Here is a 19,876-nt window from a genome sequence, read left to right as displayed (position 1 = left end):
AAACTGTGAAAGCCGCCAAGGGTATTGGCGACTTTTATTTGTATTGAATTTCAATAAATTATCGATTAGAACTGGTAATTCAGATCCAAAGTGTAAGAGCGACCTGGGGCTGGGTAACGACCCACCGGACTCGTATCAATACCGCGGAAGTAATAATCCTCATCAAACAAATTATTGACCGCAAAGTTGACGCGCAGTTTGCTGTCCTCGTCCTTATATAAATCGGAGCCAAGATTCAAGTTCCATACCATGTAAGCTGGTACTTTTCCTCTTATACCAAGGGGATCTTCAGTACTGGTGTTAGCATTGTCAGAATATGATTCACTGAAGTAGTAACCAGACAAAGTCGTATCTAAGTTGCTAAATGCGTAAGTTGCATCCCAGCTAAATTGATGTTTAGAAGTATAAGGAAGTTGATTCCCCTTGTTGTCACCCTCCTCTTCAATCGTCGCATCTAAATAGTTATATCCTGCACCTAAGCTCAGAGCCTGAAGTGAACTTGGAGTGTAACGACCTGAAATCTCAACACCTTGGTGAAGCGTTTTTCCTATGTTTTCAAAAGTTCGAGTTGGGACTTGATACTGCAACTGATCTTCAAAATCGATTCGATAAAACGCGATATTGAAGCTTGTCGTATCCAAATTATAACGAGCACCTAGCTCATAATTCCATGCAAGCTCACTACCCTCTTCACCTTTACCGCGAACGTAAGCAATTTGCGGTGCTCGTAATGATTTCTGTGCATTGGTGTAACCCACCCATTGCTCTGACAGATGATAAGCCACCGTCAGTCCCGGCAACCACTCAGTCACTTTATTGTCTGTGTTCTGATCGGTACCCAGATCTTTAAATGCCATATCTATCGATTCATAGCGGATACCAGGTGTGACCTTTAAGGCATCATTAAACAAACCAACTTCGTTACTGACATACCCAGCGAATGCGTCTGTATCTAAGTGCCAATCACGTTTCGTTGCCGTCGCGCCACCAGTAATTGGTGTCTGCGTAAGTTTGTAATCAATGTCTTCATTGACATAGCGTGCGCCAACTATCCAATTTTGCGTTACCGTATTGCCATCAAAGTACATCGCTAGTTTAGGCTCAACACCAAAAACCTTGAATGCACGAGGTGATGTACGAATGTCAGTCGAAGGCTGAGTAGGATCAGACCATTGCTCCCCCAGAGTGCGAATGTAACCCCACTGGAATAAGCGTTCAGAACGATGCCCAAAGGTCAGTATTTCTAACTCTGCGCTATCAGCAATATTCAAATCATGTAAGTACTTTAGGCTCCAACGCGTCGACTCACCTTGGTATTCATCATACGGTCGCTTGGATTGGGTGCGGTCATCTTCATAATCATCAGGCGCTAAAGCACCAGGCATTTGGGTATCAGCGTCATAACGCTGCACGAAAGCTTGCAACTCTTGAGTATCGCTGAGTAACCACTGCAGTTTCGCTTGGAAGTTCTTAACGTCCGTGTCGGAATGTTCGCGGAAACTTTCGCCTTTTAAAAAGTTACCCTCTACTTGAAGCGCAAGAGTATCAGTAAGCCAACCGCCCGTACGCAGGTAAAAATCATTTAAAGGAGTATCCCCATCTTCGAAAACGGTCAAGCGATTGCTAACTTCCGTTTGCCATTTATGGGGTATAGGTTTGGTGACTAAGTTGATCACACCGCCTACGTTGTTTGGTCCATATTGAACAGCCGCACCGCCGCGCACAATATCGATACGATCAAGCATTGAAAGTGTCGCTGGGAAAATCGATTGTCCTGTATGACCATAAGGCGCAAGTGTGAGTGGTACGCCATCCATCAGAAATTGCGCATGACCACTGCGGCTCGCCTTTAAGCCACGCACTGAAATATTAGGTAGTACACCAGTGCCCGTTTCGTCCTGAACTTTAATTCCAGGAACACTTTGAAATGCCGAATCAATCGAAAGTGCCCCGGTTTTCTTAATTTGTTGTTGCGTAAGTACGGTACGAGCGCCTGGGTACTCTTTAACATCTTCTAAGTCAGAATTGCCGATGATACTGCCCATTACAACGACCCTTTCCATCGTCGTGGTTTGATCCTCAGTGGCGGCAAACGCGTTAGTCGCCGTTATAGAAGCAACGGCAACAGCCAGAATACTCAAATGCAATTTATGATGCGCTTGAGGTAGCGCACTCTGTTCTAATTTTTTATGTGGGTTACCATCCAAATTCTGGTAAAGCATGGAGATCTCCTAAGTACATAGGTTAGGGCCAAAGCTATATATTTCTTGAGCTTCTGCTCTGACCCTTGGGCTAAAACGACCTAAACTAAGGTCAACTATTCGCTAATTCGCGAAAATCAAAATAGCTATATAACGAGCTGGCTTTTAGAACTGGTAACCGTAGCTCAGCATGAATTCAGCTGGTGCACCATAACCGATCTGATTAGTCCCAGATGTACCGTTGGTTGCTCCCAAAATGTATTTCTCGTCAAAGACGTTGTAAGCGTTCGCCTGAACTTTATGACGGCCCGTAGTATATGCGGCCATTAGATCGACTGTGGTGTAGTCACCTAATGCGACGGCTTCGTTGTTACCTGCATAACGGTCGCCAACGTATTTAACACCGCCACCTAAGCGCCAGTTATCGTCTAGCTGGTAGGTACTCCAAAGTGAGAATAAATGGTCCGATACGTCATTGGGCTTTTTACCTGTATCTTTGTCTTCCGCATCAAGATAGCTATAACCAACCGATACATCCCACTGAGCTGTAATTTGGCCACGTGCTTCAAGTTCAATACCTTGGTGACGCGCTTCAATCTTATTAATCACATCGCCATTGGTGTCAGTTTGAGGTTGTTCTTGATCAATCTGGAAGATCGCGGCATTTAGCATCAACGCATCATCTAGCAAGTAAGCTTTCGCGCCGACTTCTTTAAGGTCTGTATGGAAAAATTCCGCTAACTTTGGATTGATGTAGATACCAGAATAAGGTAGCTGCCAAGAACGAGCTAAGCTCGCATACACAGACATATCGTCAGTCAGACGGTAGACCAAACCACCACGGTAGCTCACTTTGTTATCATCAAGGTTCTCTTTGGCAGAGCCCGCTTTTTGTTGCTCTAACTCCATAGCGTCGTAACGCACATTGCCTATTACCGAAAGGTCACCAAAGGTATAAACGTCTTGAATGTAAACCCCTGTAGTTGTAGTTGTATTGTCTCGGAAAGGCTTGAAGCCAGGATCGGGCGTAGGGCCCACTACAGGGTTGTAAATGTCTTGAGATGGAAGCGTTTTGTCACTGGCTAGGACAAGGTCAATATTAATCTGGTTGAAATCCGCGCCTATCATCATCTGATTAGAATCGGTTTCCCAAACGAGTTCCGATTGCAATGTAGTTGTGGTACGTGGGTCGTAGCCAAAATTATTCACGGTTTGAGAGACTTGATCGCCTGTCACCGTTCCTTGACGAGTACCCTTTTGTTCCAGCTCAATATGGTTGTATGCTGCACGGTTTGTCCATACCCAGTCACTGTTTAGACGCCATTCATAATTCACCGCAACTCGAAGACTATCTGACTTTTGATAATCATTGGTGCCGCCATAAAAAGTGCTTTCAGAAACGTCGACTGGTTTACCATTTTTGGATGGAACACCACGATAAGGAACTAACTCTTGATGAGCATATTCGACATCGAGATCAATAGTGTGCCCGTCAGACGGCATCAATCGAACGGTAGGTGCAATAAAGAAATCATTTGAATCAACATGATCGACATAAGAATCGGCTTGACGGTACTCTACGTTGATACGGCCATTTACCTTGTCAGAAATTGCCATAGAGCTATCGAGCTGGCCTACAAATTGGCTATTGCTACCAACATTACCTTTAACACTGGTGAAGTTATCACCATTGGCTCGTTTAGTGACTAAATTGATAATGCCTCCAGCAGAACCTCGACCATAAAGCGCACCGGCTGGACCTTTGACAACTTCAACACGCTCAATATTCGCTAGACTTCGATAAGACTGTAATGTGCCATCATCACGCATTCCATCACGATACGTATCATTAAGTGCATCAAAGCCTCGGATAACAAATTGGTCGCGACTCCCTTCACCAAGAGTGTTGTTTACGCCCGCGACACCATCAAGCGCATCGACCAAACGTACCGCGCCTCGGTCCTCCATTTCAGTCTTGGTAACCACTGATACGGCTTGTGGTACATCTAGCCATTCGACATCGGTTTTAGTGCCAGACTGAGGCATATGCTCGGCATACCCTTCGTATTGGTGTCCGATAACTTGAACGGTTTCGTCCACTTTAGCTTGTTCCGCTGCCATAACATTTGTCATACCAGCAGCCACAGTGAGTGCACCTCCAATCGCGATAGCAAGAGGAGATAGGCTCAATCTCTTATCCATTTTCTAATTCCGTTTTAATTTATAAATTCAAATCGGAGCGAATGAAAACAAATATCATTTATATTTGCAATATATATTTTATGATCTATGTAAGCGTTAGACATTCAACATATCTATTAATAATATTATAAATAAAACAATGAGATAGAGCATGCTTCCCCAAAGAACACCGGAAGCAGCGACTTAGAGACAAGTTGTGAGAGGAACGCGGCAAGATTTTATAAATTAGACAATTTCAATGAAATCGACCATGCCTATCGTAAGCTATATCGTGCGTGATGCTGTCGTTCATAGCTTTGCACGGACAACAATCGATACCTCTTCGCGTCAGTTCGATCACAGATGAACGGTTTTGAATATAGCGGTATCGCATACAAAAAGTAGCTAACCTATCAAATTGCTTAAGTTGCGTTGAGTCGGAATAGATACCGCTTTCATAGCCAATGAACAACATCGGAGAACCTTAAGCTTTGGCGTTTTGACGCTACATTCTTAAAAAACAATACACTTTCAAAAAAGTCGAATGTAGGAGTAGCGAAATCGTAATTCCTGTACTTTAATCAGTAAGATACAAGAACAGTTGGGTTAGTTTTATGAAAAAGAAAGAAGTTGGTATGAAGGCTATTAGAAGTAGACAATCTACTAATAGTCTAATCGATAACAAACGAAATGAGACTAAGAAAAAAAGCATTAAAATATTCTCAATTTCAAGAGTTAGAGTACCGCTGTCTAACAGTCCGATGCTAATTCTCCCTTCCTTACATTTTGAACAATCAGATGAACAAGCAAGTATAACGGAAATACTAGATACTCGATCTAAAGAAAACTCAAGCCAAGAAAATGATTCAGCTTTTCAACCGCTTGAAACGGAAAATTTATCGAAGCGAGAAGCCCGCTCTCTAGTGCTGCCAAAAGAAGATTCGCAAGTAAATTTGACCAAAGACACGAACAATACTCCACTCACTCCTTCGCATCATCTATCACCACATAACCAAACAACGAGTCACAATTTTAGGCATCCTACAACGCTGCCTACTATGGATGTAACTCACAGTTCTCAGACGACACCAACACACCATACAACAACCATCCCTTCTACTCCGAATAATGCACCGGCGAAAGTCAGCAGTGCGACGGTGGCTGTTGATGAGACAGACAAAGCAATCACCACCTCTGGCATACTAACCAGCACCGATGTCGATAACCCAGATAATGCCTTTACTGCTTCAACTCAGTACGGTACCAACGGTAATTTAACTATTGATGCCAACGGTCATTGGGTATTCACTGCTAACAGCACCTTTAACCAACTGAATGTCGGCGACAAGGTCGAAGAGACCTTTACGGTAACGTCTGTCGATGGCACTCCATCCACCATTAAAGTGACCATCAATGGTACTAATGATGCGGCTACAGTCAGCAGTGCGACGGTGACTGTTGATGAAACGGACTCCGCAATCACCACCTCTGGTACCCTAACCACCACCGATGTCGATAATCCGGATAACGCCTTTACTGCTTCAACTCAGCACGGTACCAACGGTGATTTGACCATTGATACCAACGGTCACTGGGTATTCACTGCCAACAGCGCATTCAACCAACTGAATGTCGGCGACAAGGTCGAAGAGACCTTTACGGTAACGTCTGTCGATGGCACTCCATCCACCATTAAAGTGACCATCAATGGTACTAATGATGCAGCTAGTGTAAGCAGTGCGACGGTGGCGGTTGATGAAACGGATAAAGCCGTCACCACCTCGGGCACTCTAACCAGTACCGACGTGGATAACCCTGACAACACCTTCACCCCAGATACGATCACAGGAACACACGGCGACCTAACCATTGATGCCAACGGTCATTGGACGTTTACGGCTAACAGTGCATTCAACCAACTGAATGTTGGCGACAAGGTCGAAGAAACATTTACGGTCACCTCTGTTGATGGCACTCGGTCAACCATCAAAGTCACCATCATCGGCACCAATGATGCAGCTACGGTAAGCAGCGCGACGGTGGCGGTTGATGAAACGGATAAAGCCGTCACCACCTCGGGCACCCTAACCAGCACCGATGTCGATAACCCAGATAATGCCTTTACCCCTGATTCGATCTCGGGCACACATGGCGACCTAACCATCGATGGCAATGGGCATTGGGTATTTACCGCCAACAGTGCATTCAACCAACTCAACGTTGGTGATAAAGTTGAAGAAACATTCACGGTGACGTCTGTCGATGGAACTCCATCTACCATCAAGGTCACCATTAATGGTACTAATGATGCGGCTACGGTAAGCAGTGCCACTGTGGCTGTCGATGAGACGGATAAAGCCGTCACAACATCTGGCACCTTAACCAGTACCGACGTGGATAATCCAGATAACGCCTTTACTGCTTCAACTCAGCACGGCACACATGGCGACCTAACCATCGATGGCAATGGGCATTGGGTATTTACCGCCAACAGTGCATTCAACCAACTCAACGTTGGCGACAAGGTTGAAGAGACGTTTACGGTAACGTCTGTCGATGGAACACCATCCACGATTAAAGTGACCATTAACGGTACGAACGATGCGGCTACAGTAAGTAGTGCAACAGTAGCCGTTGATGAAACAGACACAGCAATCACAACCTCTGGCACCTTAACCAGTACCGACGTGGATAACCCAGATAATGCCTTTACCCCTGATTCGATCTCGGGCACCCATGGCGACTTAACCATTAATGCCAATGGTCATTGGGTGTTCACCGCTAACAGCGCATTCAACCAACTGAATGTTGGCGACAAGGTCGAAGAGACCTTTACGGTAACGTCTGTCGATGGCACGCCATCCACGATCAAAGTGACCATCAATGGTACTAACGATGCCGCGACGGTTAGCAGTGCCACAGTGACTGTTGATGAAACGGACTCCGCAATCACCACCTCGGGCACCCTAACCAGCACCGATGTCGATAATCCGGATAACGCCTTTACTGCTTCAACTCAGCACGGTACCAACGGTGATTTAACCATTAATGCCAATGGTCACTGGGTGTTCACCGCTAACAGCGCATTCAACCAACTGAATGTTGGCGACAAGGTCGAAGAGACCTTTACGGTAACGTCTGTCGATGGCACGCCATCCACCATTAAAGTGACCATTAACGGCACTAACGATACCGCGACAGTGAGCAGTGCCACAGTGACTGTCGATGAAACTGACACGGCAATCACCACCTCGGGCATCCTAACCAGCACCGATGTCGATAATCCTGATAACACGTTTACGCCAGATACGATCGCAGGTACCCATGGCGACTTAACCATCGATGCCAACGGTCATTGGGTGTTCACCGCTAACAGCGCATTCAACCAACTGAATGTCGGCGACAAAGTCGAAGAGACCTTTACGGTAACGTCTGTCGATGGCACTCAGTCAACAATTAAAGTGACCATTAACGGTACTAATGATGCGGCTACGGTCAGCAGCGCGACGGTGGCGGTTGATGAAACTGACACGGCAATCACCACCTCGGGCACCCTAACCAGCACCGATGTCGATAACCCAGATAATGCCTTTACTGCTTCAACTCAGTACGGTACCAACGGTAATTTAACCATTGATGCCAACGGTCATTGGACGTTTACGGCTAACAGTGCATTCAACCAACTCAACGTTGGCGACAAGGTCGAAGAAACATTTACGGTCACCTCTGTTGATGGCACACCATCCACCATTAAAGTGACCATCAACGGCACCAATGATGCGGCTACGGTCAGCAGCGCGACGGTGGCGGTTGATGAAACGGATAAAGCCGTCACCACCTCGGGCACTCTAACCAGTACCGACGTGGATAACCCTGACAACACCTTCACCCCAGATACGATCACAGGAACACACGGCGACCTAACCATCGATGCCAACGGTCATTGGACGTTCACTGCCAACAGCGCATTCAACCAATTGAATGTCGGCGACAAAGTCGAAGAGACCTTTACGGTAACGTCTGTCGATGGCACACCATCCACTATTAAAGTGACCATTAACGGTACTAACGATGCCGCGACGGTTAGCAGTGCCACAGTGACTGTCGATGAAACTGACACAGCAATCACCACCTCTGGTACCCTAACCAGCACCGATGTCGATAACCCAGACAATGCCTTTACTGCTTCAACTCAGCACGGTACCAACGGTGATTTGACCATTGATGCCAACGGTCATTGGGTATTCACTGCCAACAGCGCATTCAACCAACTGAATGTCGGCGACAAGGTCGAAGAGACCTTTACGGTAACGTCTGTCGATGGTACACCTTCGACAATTAAAGTGACGATCAATGGTACCAATGACGCAGCTACCGTCAGCAGCGCAACTGTGGCTGTCGATGAAACTGACTCGGCAATTACAACCTCTGGCACCCTAACCAGCACCGACGTGGATAACCCTGACAACACCTTTACCCCAGATACGATCACAGGCGCTAATGGTGACCTAACCATAGATGCTAATGGTCACTGGGTATTTACCGCCAACAGTGCATTCAACCAACTCAACGTTGGCGACAAGGTTGAAGAGGCATTCACAGTAACGTCTGTCGATGGTACACCTTCGACAATTAAAGTGACGATCAATGGTACCAATGACGCAGCTACCGTCAGCAGCGCAACTGTAGCTGTCGACGAAACGGACTCAGCAATCACAACCTCTGGCACCCTAACCAGCACCGACGTGGATAACCCTGACAACACCTTTACCCCAGATACGATCACAGGCGCTAATGGTGACCTAACCATAGATGCTAATGGTCACTGGGTATTTACCGCCAACAGTGCATTCAACCAACTCAACGTTGGCGACAAGGTTGAAGAGGCATTCACAGTAACGTCTGTCGATGGTACACCTTCGACAATTAAAGTGACGATCAATGGTACCAATGACGCAGCTACCGTCAGCAGCGCAACTGTGGCTGTCGATGAAACTGACTCGGCAATTACAACCTCTGGCACTCTAACCAGTACCGACGTGGATAACCCTGACAACACCTTTACCCCAGATACGATCACAGGTACCCACGGCGACCTAACCATTGATGCCAATGGTCACTGGGTCTTCACGGCCAACAGTGCATTCAACCAACTCAACGTTGGCGACAAGGTTGAAGAGACGTTTACGGTAACGTCTGTCGATGGAACACCTTCGACGATTAAAGTGACCATTAACGGTACGAACGATGCGGCTACAGTAAGTAGTGCAACAGTAGCCGTTGATGAAACAGACACAGCAATCACAACCTCTGGCACCTTAACCAGTACCGACGTGGATAACCCTGACAACACCTTTACCCCAGATACGATCACAGGGACTAATGGTGACCTAACCATTGATGCCAACGGGCACTGGACGTTCACCGCCAACAGCGCATTCAACCAACTGAACGTTGGCGACAAAGTTGAAGAGACATTCACGGTTACGTCTGTCGATGGAACACCTTCGACGATTAAAGTGACCATCAATGGTACCAACGATGCCGCGACAGTAAGCAGCGCGACTATAGCTGTCAATGAAACAGACACTGCAATCACAACTTCAGGCACTCTAACCAGTACCGACGTTGATAACCCTGACAACACCTTCACACCAGATTCGATCACGGGCACCAACGGCGACCTAACCATTGACGCCAATGGTCACTGGGTATTTACCGCCAACAGCGTATTCAACCAACTCAACGTTGGCGACAAGGTTGAGGAGACGTTTACGGTAACGTCTGTCGATGGAACACCATCTACTATCAAGGTGACCATTAATGGTACCAACGACGCAGCTACGGTGAGTAGCGCAACGGTAGCCGTTGATGAAACTGACTCCGCAATCACAACTTCAGGCACTCTAACCAGCACCGATGTGGATAACCCAGATAACGCCTTCACTCCGGATTCAATTACAGGTATCCACGGCGACCTAACCATCGATGCCAATGGACACTGGGTATTTACGGCAAACAGTGCGTTCAACCAACTTAACGTTGGCGACAAAGTTGAAGAGACATTCACAATCACCTCTGTCGATGGTACCCCGTCAACTATCAAGGTCACCATCAACGGCACTAACGACGCAGCAACGGTGAGCAGTGCCACTGTTTCTGTTGATGAAACTGATTCAGCAATCACAACCTCTGGCACCTTAACCAGTACCGACGTTGATAACCCTGACAACGCCTTCACACCAGATTCAATCACCAGTACACACGGCAACCTAACCATTGATGCCAACGGGCACTGGACGTTCACCGCCAACAGCGCGTTCAACCAACTGAACGTTGGCGACAAAATTGAAGAGACATTCACAATCACCTCTGTCGATGGTACCCCGTCAACTATTAAGGTCACCATCAACGGTACCAACGATGCTGCTACCGTCCGCAGCGCTACCATGGCTGTCGATGAAACAGACACAGCAATAACAACCTCTGGAACCTTGACCAGTACCGATGTCGATAACCAAAATAACGCCTTTACGCCAGATTCAATTACAGGTACCCACGGCGACCTAACCATTGACGCCAATGGTCATTGGGTATTTACGGCCAACAGCGCATTCAACCAACTGAATGTCGGTGACAAAGTTGAAGAGACGTTTACGGTTGCCTCTGTTGATGGCACACCTTCGACGATTAAAGTGACTATTAACGGGACGAACGATGCAGCTACCGTCAGCAGTGCGACTGTAGCTGTCGACGAAACGGACTCCGCAATCACAACCTCTGGCACCCTAACCAGCACGGACGTCGATAACCCAGATAATGCCTTTACTGCTTCAACTCATCACGGTACCAACGGTGACTTAACTATTGGTGCTAATGGTCACTGGGTATTTACCGCCAACAGCGCATTCAACCAACTCAACGTTGGCGACAAGGTTGAAGAGGCATTCACAGTAACGTCTGTCGATGGTACACCTTCGACAATTAAAGTGACCATCAATGGTACCAACGATGCCGCGACAGTAAGCAGCGCGACTGTGGCCGTCAATGAAACTGACTCAGCAATCACAACCTCTGGCAACCTAACCAGTACCGATGTCGATAACCCGGACAATGCCTTTACCCCTGACTCCATCACAGGCACTCATGGAGACTTAACCATTGATTCCAATGGCCACTGGGTATTTACCGCCAACAGCGCGTTCAACCAACTGAATGCCGGTGACAAAGTTGAAGAGAGCTTTACCGTTACTTCTGTCGATGGGACCCAATCGACAATAAAAGTAACGATCAACGGCACCAATGACCGCCCTACTATCTCCGGTACCTCAAGTGGCGCAGTCATCGAACAGGGCTTAAACACTGCTGGAACGCCAGATGCGACAGGTTCTCTAACAGCAACCGATTTAGATAAATCTGACACCGTCACATGGGCAGTCAATCAACCTCAAGGCCAATGGGGAACACTATCGATTGATCAGAATGGTCATTGGCACTATCAGCTAGACAATTCGACCGGCGGTACCGCGGATAAACTCGCGGCTGGTGAGCATAAGTCTGAATCATTCTGGATCACCGCTACCGATTCAGCTGGAGCAACAGTTCCTCATAAAATCGTTATCGATGTGCAAGGTAGTAACGACAAACCGATTGTCAGTGCGTGGACTCAGCTTCCTGCGGGCAAAGAAGATCAACCTGTAACCATAAAAGCTTCTGATTTGCTAACGCATGCAAGCGATGTTGATAGTAGCGATGTTTTGCATGTGACGAATCTACATGCGACACACGGTAGCCTGACTGATAACAAAGACGGAACTTATACCTTCACTCCAGACAAAGATTTCAATGGTGAGATTCGACTCACCTATGATGTGGTTGACGGCCATGGTGGTAGCGTCAGCACTCAGGCTAAGTTTGACCTTACCGCAACTCCAGATAACGCGATTATTACCGACGCACAAACCAATGCAGACTTAAGGGGAGTGACTGAAGATCGTGGTTACATAGATACCCACTACCAATTGCATTACGACGGCAAATTAAACATCCAAGACCCTGATGCGGGAGAGGCTCAATTTGATCCAAATATTGGCCCACAAACCTATCAAGGTTATGGCTACGACACCAAACTGGGTGGGCACATACTGCTCATGCGCGACGGTCACTACACCTATACCCTCGACAACCGCAACATACAGAACTTAGCGCAAGGTGAAGTGAAACACGATTCAGCTGTTATACGCTCAGCAGATGGTACAACGCATACGATAGAGCTGACGGTTCATGGTACCAACGATGCTCCAACCATCAATGCACAGTCACACTCTGTGACTGAAGGTGGAAGCGTGCTAAATGGACAAATGGTTGGCCAAGATATAGATACCGGTGCGACCTTGACTTACAGCGCACCGCAGATTGATGGTTTAGTGGTTAATCCGGACGGCAGTTATAGTTTCAATCCTGCTCACTCTAGCTATCAATCGTTAGCATCAGGCATCACGAAGACGTTAACTGTTCCCGTAACAGTCACAGACGAACATAATGCGAGCATCACTCAAAACCTCTCAATTACGATTACAGGGGTTAATAACTCTGCCGTTATTGGCGGTGTCGACACAGGTGACGTAACCGAAGGGCAAGGTAGCTACGGAGATATGTCGCCAGATTATGCTCAACCCGGCATGGCTAAATTAGGGCAAGCAGCATTAACGGCTGACGGTAAGCTGGATATTTCTGATCCAGATAACGGCGAATCACAATTTGATCCTAAAGGTGGTGCTTGGAATAATTCGTACCATGGTCAGTACGGACACTTACTACTAAACACTGATGGAACTTGGCATTACCATGTTACGGTTGGTAGCGTTGATTGGGTTGGCAACAGAAAAACAACGGTTGGCACTGCCATAGACCAACTAGGCGAAGGACAAACTCTGACCGACACGATTACCGTATATTCTAAAGATGGCACGTCGCACGATATTGTCATTACGATTCACGGTAGTAATGACCGCCCTTACTGCGCTTCTGAAGTACAACTCAATAGTGGAAAAGAAGACCTCGCACAGACCATCACAACAGCCGAGTTATTGGCAAATACAGTTGACGTAGACGCCAACGATGCAGGCAAGCTCACTATCGCTAATTTGCATGCTGATCACGGTTCGATTCAAGACAACCAAGATGGAACCTATACTTTCACGCCAACCAAAGACTATAACGGCCAAGTTCATTTCACTTACGATGTGAAAGACGCTCATGGCGGTACAACACACACTGGCGCAAATACCACTCTTGCAGCGACCCCAGACAAAGCCATTATCTCTGAAGTGACTACCGGAAGGGTTATTGAGGATGGACCACATGCAACGCACAACAACGGCACTACGACTGAATTAGCTAATGGCCAACTTCAAGTCATCGACCCAGACAGCGGCGAAGATAAGTTCCAATACAGCCAATTTGGTGAGACTCGCATTCACGATCCATTTGGTGGCATGCTTCGAATTGATAGCGCGGGTAATTGGGGATATAGCGTCGACAATGCGGCGCTTCAACACCTAGCTCAAGGGCAAGTTGAAACGGTTACCTATCGAGTACACAGCTTCGATGGTACTGCCTACGACTTAAATATTGATGTCGTCGGAACTAACGACGCACCTACAGTTACCAAGGTAGTTCTAAGCAACGGCACGGAAGATATAAACTATCAAATGCAGGCGAGTCAGTTCGGATTCACCGACGTCGATACAGGCGATACGCTTCACTCTATAGCGATCACTGATCTGCCACCAGCAGCTCAAGGTAAGTTTTTACTCGATGGACACGACATCACCGCAGGTCAGAGTATTGCAGCCTCCGATATCGCTAAACTTCAGTTTGTCCCTACCCCGAACTTCAACGGTGATGTTCAATTCAAATTTACGGTGAATGATGGACATGTCGATTCACAAGAAGCAACCAACACTCTGCATATTGACGCGGTTAGCGATGCTGCACAGTTCACTGGCGGCGATACGGGAGATGTTCATGAAGGACATACCTATACAGCGCCAGACGGTTCTATGTCTGGCGGATACGTCGATGATCGTTCACCCGATCATATGCATGGAAACGTCGGTAAAATATGGAACGATGAAATACACACTGATGGCCACTTGAACATCGTTGATCCAGACTCTGGTGAAAGCCATGCTCAAACAGGCACTTACCAAGGTACACACGGACATGTGATACTCCAGAGTAACGGAGATTGGAGCTACTACGCTTCCATAGGTCAAGACGCGACGGGTAGAAAAATTGATCATCTCGGTCAAGGTGAATCGATAACCGATACTGTTACCGTCAAATCGGCTGATGGCACCACTCACGACATTCACATCACCATTCATGGCGACAATGACCGCCCGTACTGCTCTTCAGAAGTACAGCTTAACAGCGGAAAAGAAGATCTCGCACAAACCATCACAACAACTGAGTTGCTTGCAAATACTGTCGATGTGGATACTAACGATGCCGGGCAACTCTCTATCGCAAACGTGCATGCGGATCACGGCACTCTCGTCGACAACAAAGATGGTACATTTACCTTCACTCCAGACCATAATTTCAACGGTAAAGTGCATTTCACTTATGACGTCAAAGATGCTCATGGTGGGGTTACTCATACTGGCGCGTCTACCACGTTGTTACCGAGCAATGATGCTGCCGCACTACAACCGACACTCGCCTCCAACTTTGTAACTGAAGATCATCTCAAATCGGGGACAAGCACCAACGAGCTATGGTCAGGTTGGAAAAACCTCGATATTCAGGATATTGACTCGCCATCAGAAGCGAAAGTTACTCAAATAGAGGTCAACGGCGTTAAGCATACGGTACCAGCAAACTTCGCGATGAATCTTGCAGGCGTCCATGGTACCTTCAACTTCACTCATTCAACCGATGGCCACGATAAATGGAGCTACAGTGCGGACAATAGTCACGCTGAAGTTCAATCACTGAGTCATGGCGATTCTCTGACTGATACCATTATTCTTATTACCGCAGATGGAACACGAATCCCGCTGACAGCCAAAATCTTAGGCACTGATGATCATGTGATTATCGATACACCTGACGCATTAACGGCCGCATTGGGAACGGCAGTTGAAGACAAGGTTACCTCTATTTCAGGCACCCTACTCGCGCACGATTCCGACAGTAAAGATTCCGTAACATTCAGCGCTGGCGATTCTACTGGAGCCTACGGTACGCTCCATGTAGATAGCAATGGACAATGGCATTATGACCTAGACCACTCAAAGGCCAATGCACTACAACAAGGTGAGACTAAGGCAGAAGGTTTTGATATCACTGCGATATCTACTGATGGCTCAACCGCAACCAAACATATTGAAGTGCTAGTTCAAGGGAGTAATGACAAGGCAACGATATCCGTCACCTCAAACCCCGATGTACATGAAGATCGCTCTTCAACGCCTGTAGAGATCATATCAGGTAAGCTGAGTGCCCTCGATCCTGACCACGACCAATCTGCATTCTCAACGGATGTGGGCAAACGCCATGATCCATTTAACAGTGGCGTTCACGGTGGTCTTCATATTTCCAAAGATGGCTCTTGGACTTATACCGTTAACAACAGCCAAATTCAGCAATTAGCTGCTGGGCAAGAGGAGCATGTCCAATACAACGTGCATACTGTTGGCGGTGATTATCATGTTATTGATATTAAGATTGTAGGAAACAACGATATACCAACCGTATCGGCAACCACTCTTGCCCATGGCACGGAAGATACACACTATCAAATGCAGGCGAGTCAATTCGGTTTCACCGACGTCGACACTGGCGATACGTTACACTCTATCGCAATCACTGACCTGCCACCCGCGGCTCAAGGTAAGTTTGTACTCAATGGGCACGATATCACTGCTGGTCAAAGTATCGCGACTGCCGATATCGCCAAACTCCAGTTTGTCCCAGCCACTGACTTTAACGGTGATGTTCAGTTTAAATTTACCGTCAATGATGGACATGCTAGCTCTGCAGAAGCAACCAACACATTACATATCGACGCGGTTAACGATGCTGCACAAATTACGGGGAAAGACTTTGGCTCTGTCACCGAAGACCAAAATGTTCACTCTTCTGTACAAGGCAATTATTCATATAAATTAGAAGCTAAAGGCCACCTTACAGCCGTTGACCCAGATGCTGGAGAATCAGGCTTTGATTACCACACGCTGATCAGCGCTCCCTCACATCCTAACTGGGCACCCTACCGATCCGCACTTGGTGGTGAGTTAGAAATAGATCAACAAGGAAGATGGCACTATTACATCGATAACCGTAAGCCAGAAGTTCAAAGTCTAGGTGCAGGTGAAACGCTCACGGATACCGTCACTATCCAATCTAAAGATGGGACGCCACATGTGATTACTCTCACTATTAATGGCACCAATGATGCTCCCGTTTTATCAGTAACCCAAACAACTCCAACAACAGGTACACTGACCGAAACTGATGTTGACGTGAAAGACACTCACACCTTCTCTGTCGTCAATTCAACAGGTCAATTCGGTTCGCTATCGGTTGACCCGGATTCAGGCGCGTATGTGTATACAGCCAACGGTTCGGTTGCTGGGATGAGTTACAACGCAACTACGCACACATATCACGGCGCCGATGTGTTCGAAGTAAAAGTGTCTGACAATCACGGCGGGGAGTCATCGAAGTTCATCACTTTTGATGCCAACGGTCATGTTTCAGTTGTGCCAGGACAATCACCGACGATTTCAACCTCTGTGCCTTCCAATCCACTGGTAACGACAACGCAACCAAGTTTACCAGCAGGAACAAACACTCCGCCAAATAATGCAGTCACCGTCGACTTAGCGAAATCTAGCGATACTGGTACTTCCGATACCGATAACCTCACTAAAGACAGCACACCGACAGTCACCGGGCACACGGATATTCCTTACTCACAAGTCACTATTTATGATGGCTCAACACCTATTGGACATGCGGTATCTGATGGCTCGGGGCAGTATAGCGTGGCGGTAAGCAGCTTATCGAATGGCGATCATACTCTTTCTGCCAAAGCGTTAGCTCCCTCTTCAGTTTTACCAGCAACATCATCCATTCTTCCATTGCATGTTGATACTGTAGTGGCACCGCTTCAAGTCTCATTAACCCATGACACAGGAAGCAATTCGTCTGATTTGATTACTAGCGATGGTTCATTGACTATCACTGGACAAGAGACAGGCGCAACCGTTGAATACTCGACCGACAACGGACACAAATGGACATCAAGTTTCACCCCTCAACAAGGCTCAAATACGGTTAGCGTGAGACAAACTGACGCCGCAGGAAATGTATCCCCTGATACTTCGGTGACTTTCACACTCGATAATACGATTGCTGCACCAGCGGTCTCTCTGCGCAACGACACTGGGCGACACTCGGTTAACACCCCAGACTTAATCACTAAAGACTCTCAACTTACAATTCAAACGGAAGCAGGAGCAAAAGTAGAATACTCGAATGACGGCGGACACACTTGGACAGCTGTGTTCAATCCAGTTGAGGGGGTTAATGACCTACAGGTAAGACAGACTGATATCGCAGGCAACGTATCGCCAGTGACGCACTTTAGCTTCACCTTGGACACCACACCCGGCACAATCACAGTAAACCCGATATCGCAGGACAACGCATTAAATGCCGCAGAGAACAACCAACCATTAGTGATCACCGGCACGACATCCAACATAGCACCAGGGGATGTCGTCTATGTCGTCATCGGCAATAAACACTTTTATGATGCAACGGTAAAACCAGATGGTACGTGGTCATTAACTCTAGGTACTTCTATACATCAAAACATAATGGCGACCGATCGCGATTACTCAATACAAGTTGGTACCGTTGATACGGCAGGTAATTCGACGCCTCGCATTTCGACCCACCTGCTAGTTGATACGCAGAGTCCGATTCCACATATTGCAGTTGACTCAGTGACACAAGATAACGTGCTCAATGCTGTTGAATCTGGTCAAACTATCGCGATAACCGGAACAGTAACTGGCGATTACCAAGCAGGTGATATTGTCAGCTTGAAGATAAACGGTGCAACCATTTCATCACTCACAGGCTCAGTTGATTCGAGTGGACATTTTTCTATTCCAGTGGCTGGTAATGTATTGGAACATGCCAATATTCATACTAGCTATGCTAATGGTCAGTCTGGCTCGATACACTCAATAGAAGCCACCATTATAACCACCGATGCCGTAGGGAATGTGGGCAGTGCGACGACAGGTTCCCAGGTATTCAGCGTTGATACTCATGTTAGCCTGCCGACAATTACCTTTGAAAACCCTGGACCCGATGGGCTTTACAGCAAAGCAGAAATAGCCCACGGGCACCCCAATACAGTCACTGCGACAATTACCCCACCGGGTGATGCTAAGGTTGGCGAACATCTCGTTGTTAATGGACAAGATCACGTGCTGGATGCTCATACACTCCAGCATGGGTTACAAATTGAAGTAAACCCAGGCTTTCAAGTGCAAGTCACCATGACAGACGAACACGGAAATACAGCGGGTAGCCAAGGTGTTGCCGCCAGTGCAATCCCAGAGCCGATTGTTGTTAAACCACCATCAGGAAGTCATCAAGTGTCCGGTACACTTGGTGTTCCACCTCTTGTCCCATCTCAAACGCCTGTCCCATCGGCGCAAAACGGTTGGCGTATCCATCTACCTAATGGTCAGTATGTAACAAGCCATCATGGGCAATATGGAACGTTAACCATTGACCCTCAAACCGGTCATTTACATTACCAAGAGCAAGCACAAGTCCACACGGGACCACATGGCAGTGCTTCAGGGATTGGCCAGCATGAAGATAAGTTCGAAATCGCACTGCAAGGGACCAATCAGGATGAGGTAGTTGCCCACGTGAACGTTCAAATACTCAGTCATGGACCAGGGCATAGTGGCAAGCTTACGATTGGAACTGAGGTTGTTGATATGACGATCACACCTATTGTCCACGCATCTCATCCGGCTCCACCTCCACCACCGCCAGTTCAGCATGACGAGCCAGAGATCGCCTCTCACGAGGACTTCACGTTTACTGTAAGTGAAGACACTTCTCTAGATTTATCTCAGCATGCTCATCAGGAGCCAGACCAGAAAACTGACCACCATGGTGCTGCGGCTTACTTGGATGCCCTAGGTATTCAGCCAGATGCATCGCCTACCACAGGGCACGATCAGCCTGCTGACATGGACATCGTGCTTGCACAAGTCGACCAACAACATGCTGCAGATTACGATCAAACGCATTTGGATATGTCGGATGCACTTGAACACCATGATGCAGCCAATAACCACAACCAAGATGATGAACACCATCATCACAACGACGTAGATGGACTACCAGACATAGATCCAAATAACTAATGGTGGGTGATTAATCAT

At 47.2% G+C, this 19,876-nt stretch carries 3 protein-coding genes; 1 reads left to right on the top strand and 2 read right to left on the bottom strand.

Features of this window, described 5'->3' with window-relative positions:
* Positions 1-65: 65 nt before the first annotated feature.
* Positions 66-2,222 carry a TonB-dependent receptor family protein gene (locus AC6I7V_RS20810; RefSeq protein WP_498012413.1) on the bottom strand — a complete coding sequence of 719 codons (2,157 nt, stop codon included), beginning with the start codon at positions 2,220-2,222 and terminating at the stop codon, positions 66-68.
* A gap of 144 nt (positions 2,223-2,366) precedes the next feature.
* Positions 2,367-4,403, bottom strand: coding sequence for a TonB-dependent receptor (locus AC6I7V_RS20805; protein ID WP_498012412.1), 2,037 nt, complete (start codon positions 4,401-4,403; stop codon positions 2,367-2,369).
* 1,037 nt (positions 4,404-5,440) lie between these two features.
* Between AC6I7V_RS20805 and AC6I7V_RS20800 the strand changes: the two genes are divergently transcribed.
* A complete protein-coding gene (locus AC6I7V_RS20800) occupies positions 5,441-19,858 on the top strand; it encodes a VCBS domain-containing protein (RefSeq protein WP_498012411.1) in 14,418 nt (4,805 codons plus the stop codon).
* The last annotated feature ends 18 nt before the right edge of the window (positions 19,859-19,876 follow it).

Source organism: Vibrio sp. KUL70, from assembly GCF_059725515.1.
Note: the sequence above shows the minus strand (reverse complement) of the source record. Positions and strands in the feature narration are given on the sequence as shown.